The sequence below is a fragment of the Hyphomicrobium sp. genome (genome assembly GCF_019753045.1).
GTDB lineage: Bacteria > Pseudomonadota > Alphaproteobacteria > Rhizobiales > Hyphomicrobiaceae > Hyphomicrobium_B.
In genome coordinates, this window is the sequence record NZ_JAIELN010000006.1 from 36,787 (window position 1) to 49,589 (window position 12,803).

At 59.6% G+C, this 12,803-nt stretch carries 12 protein-coding genes and 1 tRNA gene; 5 read left to right on the forward strand and 8 right to left on the reverse strand.

Going from position 1 to position 12,803, the window contains the following annotated elements:
- Positions 1-2: 2 nt before the first annotated feature.
- The 6 genes from proB to rplU form a co-directional block, all read right to left on the reverse strand.
- A complete protein-coding gene (gene proB, locus K2Q04_RS06960; RefSeq protein WP_291161123.1) occupies positions 3-1,163 on the reverse strand; it encodes a glutamate 5-kinase in 1,161 nt (386 codons plus the stop codon).
- Between the two features lie 146 nt (positions 1,164-1,309).
- On the reverse strand, positions 1,310-2,422 hold the full coding sequence (locus K2Q04_RS06965) for an ionic transporter y4hA (protein WP_291161125.1): 1,113 nt from the start codon (positions 2,420-2,422) through the stop codon (positions 1,310-1,312).
- Positions 2,423-2,542: 120 nt separating this feature from the next.
- On the reverse strand, positions 2,543-3,583 hold the full coding sequence (gene obgE, locus K2Q04_RS06970; RefSeq protein WP_291161128.1) for a GTPase ObgE: 1,041 nt from the start codon (positions 3,581-3,583) through the stop codon (positions 2,543-2,545).
- Positions 3,580-4,101 carry a GNAT family N-acetyltransferase gene (locus K2Q04_RS06975; protein ID WP_291161131.1) on the reverse strand — a complete coding sequence of 174 codons (522 nt, stop codon included), beginning with the start codon at positions 4,099-4,101 and terminating at the stop codon, positions 3,580-3,582. Before K2Q04_RS06975 ends, obgE begins: the two co-directional genes overlap by 4 nt.
- 153 nt (positions 4,102-4,254) lie before the next feature.
- Positions 4,255-4,527 carry a 50S ribosomal protein L27 gene (gene rpmA, locus K2Q04_RS06980; RefSeq protein ID WP_045837380.1) on the reverse strand — a complete coding sequence of 91 codons (273 nt, stop codon included), beginning with the start codon at positions 4,525-4,527 and terminating at the stop codon, positions 4,255-4,257.
- Positions 4,528-4,557: 30 nt separating this feature from the next.
- The gene (rplU, locus tag K2Q04_RS06985) at positions 4,558-4,872 is read right to left on the reverse strand and encodes a 50S ribosomal protein L21 (protein WP_092866026.1); all 315 of its coding nucleotides are present in this window, start codon (positions 4,870-4,872) and stop codon (positions 4,558-4,560) included.
- Positions 4,873-5,170: 298 nt separating this feature from the next.
- On the opposite strand from rplU, the gene K2Q04_RS06990 reads away from it, so the two are divergent.
- Both K2Q04_RS06990 and K2Q04_RS06995 read left to right on the forward strand, forming a co-directional pair.
- Positions 5,171-6,208 (forward strand): hypothetical protein, encoded by a 1,038-nt coding sequence (locus K2Q04_RS06990; RefSeq protein WP_291161136.1) that lies wholly within the window; start codon positions 5,171-5,173, stop codon positions 6,206-6,208.
- A gap of 64 nt (positions 6,209-6,272) precedes the next feature.
- Positions 6,273-6,362 (forward strand) — tRNA-Ser (locus K2Q04_RS06995).
- A 215-nt stretch (positions 6,363-6,577) separates the two neighbouring features.
- Here K2Q04_RS06995 and K2Q04_RS07000 read toward each other — a convergent pair.
- On the reverse strand, positions 6,578-7,585 hold the full coding sequence (locus K2Q04_RS07000; protein WP_291161139.1) for a serine protease: 1,008 nt from the start codon (positions 7,583-7,585) through the stop codon (positions 6,578-6,580).
- A gap of 523 nt (positions 7,586-8,108) precedes the next feature.
- On the opposite strand from K2Q04_RS07000, the gene K2Q04_RS07005 reads away from it, so the two are divergent.
- The 3 genes from K2Q04_RS07005 to K2Q04_RS07015 are packed head-to-tail and all read left to right on the forward strand — an operon-like array spanning position 8,109 to position 11,175.
- Complete coding sequence (locus K2Q04_RS07005; RefSeq protein WP_291161142.1) at positions 8,109-8,408, forward strand: DUF1971 domain-containing protein; 300 nt, start codon at positions 8,109-8,111, stop codon at positions 8,406-8,408.
- On the forward strand, positions 8,401-8,865 hold the full coding sequence (locus tag K2Q04_RS07010) for a hypothetical protein (RefSeq protein ID WP_291161145.1): 465 nt from the start codon (positions 8,401-8,403) through the stop codon (positions 8,863-8,865). Before K2Q04_RS07005 ends, K2Q04_RS07010 begins: the two co-directional genes overlap by 8 nt.
- A gap of 18 nt (positions 8,866-8,883) precedes the next feature.
- The gene (locus K2Q04_RS07015) at positions 8,884-11,175 is read left to right on the forward strand and encodes a nitric-oxide reductase large subunit (RefSeq protein WP_291161148.1); all 2,292 of its coding nucleotides are present in this window, start codon (positions 8,884-8,886) and stop codon (positions 11,173-11,175) included.
- Between the two features lie 226 nt (positions 11,176-11,401).
- Here the strand turns inward: K2Q04_RS07015 and K2Q04_RS07020 are convergent, their stop codons facing one another.
- Positions 11,402-12,769, reverse strand: a complete 1,368-nt coding sequence (locus tag K2Q04_RS07020) for an ATP-binding protein (protein ID WP_291161151.1) — start codon at positions 12,767-12,769, stop codon at positions 11,402-11,404.
- Positions 12,770-12,803: the final 34 nt, after the last annotated feature.

The window sequence follows — 12,803 nt, forward strand, 5'->3', positions numbered from 1 at the left end:
GCTCAAGTCCTCGTCAACGCCATATCGTCCCGGTGGATGAGCGTGTCGCGTCCCTCGTAACCGAGGATTGCGGCGATCTCACCGGATCGTTTGCCCATGATACGCCGAGCTTCGTCCGCCGCATAGGCAACAAGGCCGCGGCCGAGTTCGCGCCCGTCGGGCGAGCGGATGATGACGGCATCGCCACGGCCGAACGTGCCATCGATCCGGGTTACGCCGGCCGGCAGGAGGCTTTTGCCCGTCAGAAGCGCCTTCGCGGCGCCCGCATCGAGAAAGATTTGGCCGTTCGGGACCAATTGGCCCGAGATCCAGCGCTTCTTCGCGGTGACCGGATCGGACTTCGCAATGAACCATGTTACGCGCGCGCCTTCGGAAATGGCGCGCAGCGGGTGGTAGATTTTGCCCGTGGTGATGACCATGTGGGTGCCTGCGGCCAAGGCGATCTTGCCGGCCGTGATCTTGGTCTTCATGCCGCCCTTGGACAGTTCCGTCCCCGCGTCGCCCGCCATCGCTTCGATCTCGGGCGTGATCTCGGTGACGAGGGGGATATGCTCGGCGCTCGGATCGTCGTTCGGGGGAGCGGTGTAGAGGCCATCGATGTCCGACAGCAGGACGAGGCAGTCGGCGGACACCATCGAGGCGACGCGCGCCGATAACCGGTCATTGTCGCCGTAGCGGATTTCGGCAGTGGCGACCGTATCGTTTTCGTTGACGACGGGAATGGCTTTGAGCGCGAGCAGCACTTCGATGGTGTTGCGGGCGTTCAAATAGCGTTGGCGTTCCTCAGTGTCGCCGAGCGTCAGCAGAACTTGAGCGGCCGTCAATCCGCGTGCGGCGGCGAGTTCCTGATAGGCGTGGGCGAGACTGATCTGGCCGACAGCCGCCGCTGCCTGGCTTTGTTCGAGTTCGAGCACGCCCTTGGGAAGCTTCAGCGCATGGCGGCCGAGCGCGATCGAGCCGGACGAGACGAGAACGATTTCCTTACCCGCCTTCGCGAGCTGGGCGACGTCGTCCATCAGGGAGTTCAGCCAAGCGGATTTGATGCGACCCGTTTCGCGATCGGTCAGCAGGGCCGAGCCGATTTTGACCACGATGCGCTTCGCGCCGGCCCATTCGGGTCGCGCTGTGAGCGTCGTGGCATCGGATGCTGACGTGGAGACCATGTCCAACTCGAGAAAAGGCGGCCGAAAAGGCCGGTGCACCGCCTGCTTATCTTCAAATGCGGGCGTTCCGGCAAGGGGCGGGCGCCGCATAGCGGCAATGCCGAAGGGTTTTTTACCAATTGCCTGCCGGAATGGCTAATCCGGCATCACGGGACGAACGACACGAACAGAAAGGTGCCGAAAATCACGAGGTGAAGGAAGCCAAAGAGCACGTTGGTCCGGCCCGTACCAAACGTCAGCATGCTCGTCGCCAGAGTCATGACGAGGAGAACGACGTCGTTTGTATCGAGACCGAGAACGAGCGGCTTGTGAATAAAGATATTGGCCGCCGCGATGGCCGGGATCGTCAACCCGATGGTCGCCAACGATGACCCGAGCGCGAGATTTATGCTCTTTTGCAGTTCGTCCCTTCTTGCGGCCTTTACGGCGGAGATGGATTCCGGCGTCAAAACGATTAGCGCGATGATGACGCCGCTGATGCTCGCCGGGGCGTCGGATTTCGACACGCCGAAGTCGATCACGACGGCGATGAGCTTGGCCAGCAACACGACAGCGGTCAATGCAACACAAAGCAGGAGCGCAGCGAGTGCGAGTTTGCCTTGCTGGCTTTTGGGTGACGAAGCGGCCCCCTCTTTTTCTTCTATGTGCTCGCCGACGAAGTAGCCTCTGTGCAGGACGGTCTGGGTGTAGAGGAAAACCATATAGAGCGCGATCGTGGCGACGCTGACGAAGATCAGCTGGCTTTCCGAATAGAGATTGCCTGGCGCTGTTGTCGTGTAATTCGGCAGAATGAGCGTCAATGTCGTCAGCACGATCAGCATGGCGAGATAGATCTTCGCCGACGTCACGTCGAAGCGCTGCTGACGGTAGCGAATGCCGCCCACAACGATGCAGAGGCCAACGAGGCCGGTGGTAACGATCATGACGACGGCGAAAACCGTCTCGCGCACGAGCGTCGGCGTCGCCTTGCCGGACAACATCAAGGCAACTATGAGCGCCAATTCAATGACTGTGACCGCAACGGTCAGGACGAGCGTTCCCAGAGGCTCGCCCATGATGTGCGCGACTTCTTCGGCATGGTAGACGGCTGCGAACACCGCGCCGATGAGCAACGGGACAAGAATGATCGTTTCGACTATACCGAGCGTGTGATTGGCGAAGTTCTCGTCATATCCCGTCGCTGTCGCCACAATGAAAAATAGCAGGCCCAAGACGGGCATTGCCCAGGTCCAAACTGGGAATCGGACCGAATGGGTCATGCGCTGGTTTTCCTGGATGCTCTATCTATTTGGGGACGTCTGGCGGGTAAGCTGATAGTGCGCGAATTGTGAGTGAGTTGAGCCCATCCCGCAAGTGATCCAGTACAATCAGCCGCAACTTTACGGCTGCCAGGGTCCCGGCGCCTCGGCGTCGGTCTCTTCTTCCGCCGTGTTTGCACGCGAAATTTCGCGCCCGATTGCGTAAAGCGCTTCCTTAACGCCTTGGCCGGAGACAGCCGAGAGCATCAGCGGTGTTTTGCGCGCCGCTTTTTTCAGAAGGTCGCGGCGCTCGATCAGGGTCGCTTCGTCGATCGCATCGCATTTCGAAAGCGCGACGATCTCTTTCTTCTTCTCGATGCCGTTGCCATACGCCTTGAGTTCGCGGCGGATGGTTTTGTAATCGGCCGCGACGTCTTCCGAGGTGACGTCCACCAAGTGGAGAAGAACACGGCAGCGTTCGACGTGGCCAAGAAAACGATCGCCGAGACCGGCGCCGTCGTGCGCGCCTTCGATCAGGCCCGGGATATCGGCAAGAACGAAATCGACGTCGCCGGCGCGTACTACGCCGAGGTTCGGGTGCAGTGTCGTGAACGGGTAGTCTGCGATCTTCGGTTTTGCGGCTGATACGGCGGCGAGGAACGTTGATTTGCCTGCGTTCGGGAGACCGACGAGCCCAGCATCGGCGATGAGCTTCAGTTTCAGCCAGATCGTCATCTCTTCGCCAGGCTGGCCTGGGTTGGCGTGGCGCGGAGCTTGGTTTGTCGCGCTTTTGAAATAGGCGTTGCCGAAGCCGCCGTTGCCACCTTTCGCAAGGCGCACGCGCTGGCCGGGCGTCGTCATGTCGGCGAGCAGCGTTTCGCCGTCCTCGGCAAAAACCTGCGTGCCGGGTGGAACCTTGATGGTGCAGTCCTTGCCGTTCGGTCCCGCACGGTTCTGGCCCATGCCGGGCGTTCCATTCTCGGCGAAGAAGTGCTGCTGGTAGCGATAATCGATGAGCGTGTTCAGGTTCTGCACGCACTCGACCCAGACGTCGCCGCCCTTGCCGCCGTCGCCGCCGTTCGGTCCGCCGAACTCAATGAACTTCTCGCGCCGGAAGGCGATGCAGCCGTTGCCGCCAGCCCCGGACCGAATGTAGATTTTCGCCTGATCGAGAAATTTCATGATGCCAAAGCTCTAATGGCCATAGTCCACGGACGACGGCGCTCGTATGAGATTGCAGGTAACTCGCATTGGCGCGCTTCGCACCAACCGGTTGCCGATCCTGAAAGTCTGAAGCCGAGCTTGCGAATGACGCGCGCCGAAGCTCCGTTGTCAGTCAGATGCTTGCATACGAAGCGGCGAACGCCGGCCTTAGCGAAACCGTAGGCCATGACCGCGCGAGCGGCTTCCGTTGCGTAGCCTCGACCCCAATAGGCCTTGCCGAGCCAATAGCCAAGCTCTGCATCGCCGTTCGCTTCGGCTGTGAAGCCGCAGATGCCGATCAACTCCCCTTCGCATTCAATACCGAAGACTTCCTCGCCCTCGGCAAGGCCGTTAACCCACTCGAGCGCGGCTTCTGCGGTGTACGGAAAAGGAATGCGGCCGGTCATGCTCGCAACGTCCCAGTCGCCAGCAAGCACGGCGATGCGGGCGGCATCACCGTCAACGACGGCCCTGAGGAGGAGGCGTGCGGTTTTCATGGTCCCGGCTAAAGTATGAAATTCAGATCACGATATGATCGCGAGCCAAAAAAGGCAAAAGGGGACGGCAGAGCCATCCCCATGGTCGTTGCAACTCTTCTGTACACTTGGCGACTCCGCTGGCGCGGAGCCGGCCGCCAAGTGCAGTCGGTATTACTCCGCCGCGATCGGCTTGGCGGGTTTGACCGAGATATAGATGCGGCCGTTTCGCTTGGTCGCAAATTCGACTGTGCCTTCTTCGACGGCGAAGATGGTGTGGTCGGTTCCCATGCCGACGCCTGCACCCGGATGCCACTGCGTTCCGCGCTGGCGGCAAAGGATGTTACCCGGAATGACGTACTCGCCACCGTAACGTTTGATGCCGAGGCGTTTGCTTTCGGAATCGCGGCCGTTACGTGTCGAACCGCCTGCTTTCTTTTGTGCCATTTCAAAGTCCTCGAATGGAGCGGCGGCTCGTTACGCGCCCGTGATGTCGGTGATACGCACGACAGAAAGGTCCTGACGGTGGCCCTTCTTCCGGCGAGAGTTCTTGCGGCGGCGCTTCTTGAAGGCGATCAGCTTCGGTCCGCGAGATTGCTTCACGAGCTCGGCGATGACCTTGGCACCCGATACAACCGGTGCGCCGATGGTGACATCTGCACCCGAGCCGACCATCAGCACCTGGTCGAACTCAACCTTGGCGCCGGCGTCGCCCGACACTCTTTCAATCGTGACGACGTCGTCTTTGGAAACGCGGTATTGCTTGCCGCCTGTCTTGATGACAGCGTACATGGCTTCTTCCTTTCGGCCTTTTAGGCCTGTTACCGCGCCCTGTGGCGCCACCGCAAAAACGGTGGACTTTCAATGATATGCTAGTCAGTGCTAGCGGGAGCCTCGGGCAGCGCATTCAACGCGGGCAATTTTCCTGCCCACGGTAGGCGCGGTTTATTGTCGAAGTGAGGCCGATTGTCAATTGCCATGCGGCGTTTCGGCCGTGCGCCCAACGAACGGAAATGCCGTCGTAATTCGTAAAGAGCATACCCATTTCATGGTCAATATATCGGCAACTCGAGGGTAAGACGGAACGGTTATGGCAGTTGCAGCTAGGGCTTCCGGGACGCTAGCTGAGTTGGCTGCGCTACCGCAGATTCCGGTCATTGAAACCGGGCCGGATTTTCCGCTTGCGACGCTTCGCGCGTCTCCGGGTAAGACGCACGCCCTCCTCGACATTGCCACCCGGCGGTATCCAAGGCGGCTTCTCGTCGGCCTCGACCAGGTTTCCCGGGCGTGGCTCGTCCGCTGGAATAACCGGCATCTCAATGAGATCGACATGATCGCGGAGCTGCTCGGGCGGCCGGGCGCCTACTTCTTTTCGATCAACTACGAGTGGGGGTGCACCTGTCGCGCGGCGCCATCGCCGGATCGTGACTCGGCGCGGCTTATTCGGGTTCTGGACTGGAAGACGCCCGGCCTGGGCAGCAATTTGGTTTGCGCCAAGGTTACGGGTGCTCCCGCGGGGCCCTTCGCTGTCGTGACGTGGCCCGGTTATACGGGGGTTCTGCAAGTCATGGCGCCCGGCCGCTTTTCGGCCGCTCTCAATCAGGCCCCTATGCGGGATCCGACGGGATTTTTCTATTTGGATTGGGCCGCGAACCGCCGCCGCGTTTGGAAGATGCCGCATCCGACGCCCGCTCATCTCTTACGGAGGGTCGCCGAGGAGGCCCGGGATTTCAGTGATGCGTGCCGGATGTTGAGCGAGCAGCCGATCTCTACGCCCGCGATCTTCACACTGGCCGGTATGGCGTCGGACGATACTGTCGTCATCGAGCGCACCGAAGACGCGGCGCGCGTGCGAGAGGACGACGCGGTAGCCGCCAATCACTGGCATACGCCGGGCTGGCGGGGCACGTCGCGCGGCGAAGGCAGCTGCGAGCGCGCAAACCTCATGAGGGAAACCGAAACTCTGTTCGATACCGAGTTCGGATGGCTCGTTCCGCCGGTGCTGAACGAGAAGACGCGTCTGGCGATGGTTGCGGATGCCAAGGCGGGCCGTCTCGTCGCGCGTGGATACGAGGCGACGGGCCCTGCGACGAGGACGCTCGACTTCATTTGGGATGCGGCTCTCTGAGCCGCTTGCGCAGAGGGAAAAGCGAAGCTACAAGCCCACTTCGCCGTTTGGCGCCGCGGCTTCCGGAGAGGTGGCAGAGTGGTCGATCGCGCCGCACTCGAAATGCGGAGTACTCGCAAGGGTACCGGGGGTTCGAATCCCTCCCTCTCCGCCATAAATTAATCCGCACCCGTCCGCCAGCGTCCGAATTTCCAGTAAAAATCAATGTATTGCCAAGTCTTTGAGAGTTTTTAATTGATGGGCCAAAGGGCCTCTAGCGGCCGCCGCGCTTAGGAACAAACTTAGGAACAGGCGCATGTCGGCGGGTTCGCGCCGCGGTGAGGAATCCCGCGCAAGAGAAGAGGTGGCTCCGCACTTTGTGCGGGGTTATCATGCTACCAAACCGGCAGATTGCGCGGGCGGCTCGAGGACACGTCCTCTTATCTCAGCATCTAGGGCGAGTAGTTCGCTTGAGCGAATAACGACCCCAAGGTGCATCATCGTGGCCACCGAAAACTCGGATGGCTGCGCGAGTATGATCTGCCCTCGGCTGGTTATCTGCGGCCCTGCGTAGAGCACTCCCACAAGCCGGACGCGGCCCGCCCCCATCATGTAGGAGTTGGTCCTGCGATCGAGATACCCCGCCCGGTCATGGAGAAATACAGGCGACCCCGAAGAACCAGGGAAACACGCCATATCGACCATAAATTCCGATTTGCCGTTGTATCTCTTGCCGAGGGATGTTGCCGTAATCCCCCTGCGCACGATGGGAAGGTTGTTCGCCTCGTCGGAAATCCCGTTAGGGCACCCGATCATCGTCACTTCTTCTATCGCGTCGAAATACTCCCAGTCCTCATCGGACGGGATCAAGTCTAGTCCGAGATAGACACAGAAGAGCGGCGTCTTACTCGCCATGGCCTGCTGCATGATTTGGCCGATGGGAATGGCACACAAATCCACGGAGTCATCTGGATGGCGAAAAACGTCTTGCCCCGTTGTAGGCATGGTGCACTGGGCGAATTTTCCGGACGGCTTGTTTTCATTGGCCAAGTGACAGAGCGCGGTAACTTCATCGCCCACTTCGATTACGTGTCTGTTCGTAACTATCGCCGGAACCATCGATTGACCGCGCACAGCAAAGTTCACGAAGAAGCCAGTGCCCGTTCCGCGCACCTCGCCACCGCCTTTTGTGACGAGCTTCACAGTTGAGTAGAGCATTTGCTCCGCAGGCGTGAGTTCCGGCATGTTGCCCCCAATGAAATAAGGAGCAAAAATGTTAGGTTGAGTCTTCAACACATCAAAAGGAAAGGCTCGCCTGGAAGCCATCACACACAGATTTTTTGGTGCTGCATCTGGCACGCACAATTTTCTTCTGCAACGGCGTTGCGGCGGCTTCATCGATGCGCTCGCGCGCCATGTCTGCATATTCGGGATTCAGTTCGCACAGGATAGCGTTGACCAGCCTCGTGTCGAATTATTCTGTCGTACTCGAGTTCTTCGAGGGTCGACGCAGGCTGCGGAATGATTTGGACAACAGCCCCATTAGTGCGTCGCGCGATGCGGGTCCAGTTGCCGTCTGAAGCTTTCAAAATTCGGCACAAGATCGGCGATGGCGAATTGGTCGAGATGCCACGCGAAAGCTTCCAGCGCATGACGTAGCGCGCATGCCGGCATCACGACAGATCGAGTGGTGGCCCGTCTTTGACGGCCAAAAACATCAGCGTCCGAAGGGCATAGTCGATTTGGAGCGATAATCTCATAAAAGATTCACATATACTGGATTTTCCCGCCAAGCTGTGCAAATAATTCATTTTGAATGCATCTTATTGCGGCGGGGCTTACATATCATGAGCAGATTCCCGCGCACAAGAATCCGGATCGACCGGAGTGGCCTAGCCGCCATCTCCGCGAGGGCCGCGCCATGACGTCGGCACCCTCACTCTATGGCGCGTCACCGATTTTCGACGAGCAGAGCCTGCCCGAAGCTCTGCGCAAGGATCACCGCACCAAGGCGGGCACGTGGGGGCTGCTGCGGGTGCTTGACGGCGAAGTGCGACTGATTTTTTTAGATCCGCCCAGCGAGCATCTGGTGACGCCGGACAATCCCGGGATCATTCCACCGCAAGCAAGCCATTACGTCGTGCCGCTAGGCCACATGACAATGCAGGTCGAATTCTACCGGGAACGCCCAAGCCTTGGCAGGAGCGTTTCCGATGGATGATCTCGCGTTGGCTCGCAGCCTGCATGTGATCGCAGTCCTGTTCTGGGTCGGCGGTGTCGGATTCGTCACCTGGGTTGTGATGCCGACGCTGAAGGCAACGGAAGCGCCCGAAGATCGGCTGCGCCGTTTTCAGCAACTGGAAGCACGCTTCGCCTTGCAGGCGCGCCTTTGGGTCGTCTTAGCCGGGGCAAGCGGGTTATGGCTGGTGATGCGTGCGGATCTGTGGAGTCGCTTCCTCGATATGCGTTTCTGGTGGATGCACCTGATGGTGGGGCTTTGGGCGATTTTCGCACTGATGTTGTTCGTCATTGAGCCGCTGCATCTGCATCGTAGCCTCGCCGTGTCAACGTCGCCGGAAGGAGACTTCCTGCGAATGATGCGGCTGCATCAGCTCTTACTTGCTGTCAGCATCATAACGATATTCGGCGCCGTGGGCGGTAGCCACGGACTTTTTTGAGCGGAGAGGGTTCGGGGCATGACGAGCTATCAAACGACCTTCAGCATCAAAAGGCTCTGGATCATCTTGTCAGTCGGCATGGTGGTCATGTTCGGCATCCTGCTGCTGCTCGGCCAGCAAATTTATCAGCAAGCTCCCCCCATTCCCGAAGCGGTGAAATCCGCCGGTGGTGAAACGTTGTTCACTCGCGCGGACATCGAGACCGGCCAAAATATCTGGCAATCGATCGGCGGCATGGAGCAAGGCTCGATCTGGGGCCATGGCAGTTATCTGGCACCCGACTGGAGCGCCGACTGGCTGCACCGGGAAGCGGAAGCACTGCTCGCCCAGCCCGTCGTGCCGCTACCCACGGGGGCATCTGCGACGCAAGCCGATGCCATGCAAAAGGCGGCGCTACAGGAAGAAATGCGCAGGAACACCTATGACCCGACGTCGGGCGTCATAACGGTGAGCGATGCTCGCGCCAAGGCGATCAAGCAGGTGCAGCAGCATTTCGTCAGCCTGTACGATGGCGGCGACGCCGAGTCGCTCAAACTCCGCCGCGACTATGCCTTCCCCGTCTATGGTCGGCTATCGACTATTGAAGCTCGTCAGCTCAGCGCCTTCTATTTCTGGACGGCCTGGGGAGCGACCACGAACCGTCCGGGCCAGACCATCACCTATACCAGCAACTGGCCGCATGAACCGCTGGTGGGCAACAGTCCGACCACCGGCACCCTATTGTGGAGCCTGGCCTCGGTCATCCTGCTGCTTGCGGCCGCCGGCGCGCTCATCGCGTATTACGCCAAGCAGTTTGACGTCTGGCGCGCCGACATATTGCCGGAAGGCGGTATGGCGACGGCCGACCTTCTCGGGCAAGCCGTCATCACGCCGTCAATGCGCGCCACCGCGAAATATTTCTGGATCGTCTGCGCGCTGTTCGTGGCGCAGGTGTTGCTCGGCATCGTCACCGCCCATTACGCGGTGGAAGGACAAGGACTCTACGGCCTGCCCTTCGCCGAATATCTCCCGTACACGATCACCCGCACATGGCACACGCAACTGGCGGTGCTGTGGATCGCTACCGCGTGGCTGGCGACCGGGCTCTATGTCGCGCCGATGCTCGGAGGACGGGACCCGAAGTTTCAGCGGCTCGGCGTCAATTTCCTGTTCGTCAGCCTGCTCATTATCGTCATCGGCTCCTTTGCCGGCCAGTGGGCGGCCGTCCACCGCTTCTTTGGCGACCTGACGGCGAATTTCTGGTTCGGGCATCAGGGCTACGAATATGTCGATCTTGGCCGCTTCTGGCAGATCTATCTACTCGTCGGCCTGCTTCTATGGGTTGCGCTGGTAGTGCGCGCGCTTTGGCCCGTGCTGCGGCGAGAGGGGAGCAAGTCGCTCATTTATCTCGTGCTGGTATCGGCGCTCGCCATCGGGCTGCTCTATGGTGCAGGCCTGATGTGGGGCCAACACACCAACATCGCAGTGATGGAGTATTGGCGCTGGTGGGTGGTGCATCTGTGGGTCGAAGGCATTTTCGAGGTGTTCGCAACAGCCATCATCTCGCTGCTGTTCGTGCAGATGGGCATCCTGCGAAGCTCCACAGCAACCGTGATGGTGCTGTTCGCGACGATCATCTTTCTGTTTGGCGGGGTGCTGGGAACCTTCCACCACCTTTATTTCAGTGGGACACCGACATCGGTGATCGCGGTCGGCGCGATGATTTCGGCACTGGAAGTGGTCCCTCTGCTGGTCGTCGGCTTCGAGGCCTACACGCGGCACAAGGTCGAGCATGAGGCCGCGTGGGAGGAGATCTATCACTGGCCGTTCATGTTTTTTGCGGCCGTCCTGTTCTGGAATCTCGTGGGCGCCGGCCTGTTCGGCTTCCTGATCAACCCGCCCATCGCGCTCTATTACATGCAGGGGCTGAATACGACGGCCAACCATGGTCATGCCGCGCTATTCGGCGTCTACGGTATGCTCGGGCTCGGCTTGACGCTCTACTGCATGCGCGGATTGACCGACGTCACCCGGTGGAACCGGAAATGGATCAGCATCTCCTTCTGGTCGCTGAATATCGGTCTGGCGATGATGACCTTCCTCTCGCTTCTGCCGCAAGGCATCCTACAAACCTATGCCAGTATCGAGCATGGCTACACCTATGCCCGCTCGGCAGAGTTCATCCATAGTCCGATCATGCAGTCGCTGGTTTGGGCAAGAGTGCCTGGCGATGTCGTTTTTGCGTTCGGCGTCTTCGCGTTCGCAGGGTTCATGTTCCGGGCATTCCTGCCCGGCAAAGAGCCGGCATCGGTCGCGGTGTCGTTGCGGTAGCCCCAACAAATGGGTGACGGTCTTGGGGCGGCCGACGGTTGAGCGACGCCTTAAATGTGAGAGTGCGATGTCGCGTCGCCGCGGGAGTCCAACGCAGATCGGCAGCTCGGCGTAAGTTGGGCGATGTCTGCTTTGGGTTTAGGAGCGGGCAACGCAGCCAACTGTATAGCAGCGACCGATCTGGCATTTCGGCGAGTCGGATCTTCGGCGAGTCGGATCGAAGACATCATTCGCCTTGAAGGAGATCTCCTGGCCGCGGCGTTTCTTGCTCGGTCGGCCCCGTAGTCGCAGCCGGCAGGCAAATCTGCAGAAAAGTCCCGCCGTCAGCGGTTGAGGACAATGCGAATGAACCCGAGAGTGCATTGACGCGCTCGCGCATCCCTTTCAAACCAAATCCCTCTGCTGACGAATCCGCTCGTCCGCGACCGTTATCTCGCACGCTCACTTTGACGGCATCGTCATGCTGCTGAGACACGTCGACCGTAATGATCGAGGCGCCGGAGTGCCGAAAGGCATTCGTCAGTCCCTCTTGGACGATCCGATAGACCGTCAACTTCGTTGTTTCGTCGAGCGTATCGATCGAACCATCGATTGCAAGTTCGAGGGCGACCGAGCTTTTGTTCCTCCGCCACATCTCGACCATCGCGCGAAGAGCGCCGCTCAAGCCGAGTTCGGAAAGGCCGGGAGGAGTCAATCTCTCGAGCACTCTGCGGTTTGTTTGCTGTAACAGGTCGACGTGATCGAGAATTTGGCTATTCAGCCGCTGCGTTCGCCCTAAATCCGGTTCAGCCTGCTCGAGTTCGCGGCCGAGAAGCATCCCGTCGGTTCGGATCGAGAACAGGTAGGGACCGAGTTCATCATGCAGCTCGCGAGCGATGTCGCGGCGTTCCTGATCCTGGATCAGGATCATATTGCTCGTTAGCCGCTGATTGTCCTGTCGTGCTTTCTGCAGTGCGGCAGCTAGGCCGTTCAGGCTTCCGCAGATGCTTTTGATCTCGGGTGGTCCCGCTTCGGGAACGCGAAGGTTGAACTCTCCGTCCGCCATGCGACGCATCGCGTCGCGTAGACCATTGATGGGTCTGAGAGAGCGATCTATAATGAGCCACGTCAGAGCGAGCGTCACCGTCGAGATGATGACGCCCCATTCGAAGATCCGGAAAATGGCTTCGAGAAGTTCCGAGAATTCATCGCTTGGTCTCGGCATGATGACGATGGTGTCGATAAGCCCGCCGTGGCCTTCGACGGGGATCCTGACCGGTACGAAAGGATGGCCCTTGTACCCGACGAGCCAGGATTGTTCGATGTCGTCCTGATTGGCGGGGCGTTCGGCCTCGGCCTGCGAAGCCAGCGACACCGATGCGTGACGCATATTCTTGAGTTCGCCCACAAGGTTTAGCAGCGCTGCTTTCGGGTCCTGCGAATCTTTGAGCGGCAACAGTGAGGATCGGATCAGCGTCTCGGTCAGCAGCATGGTGCTCGCGTTTTCGTCATCCACACGCGGTTTTGCATCGATGAGAATGAAAGCGATCATGCAAAAGAGTCCCAACGCCGAGAGAAGCGCGATTGCAAGATTGAGACGCAGCTGAATGGACATGGGAATGCTCGCAGCTGATCGGGAAAATTTCCCA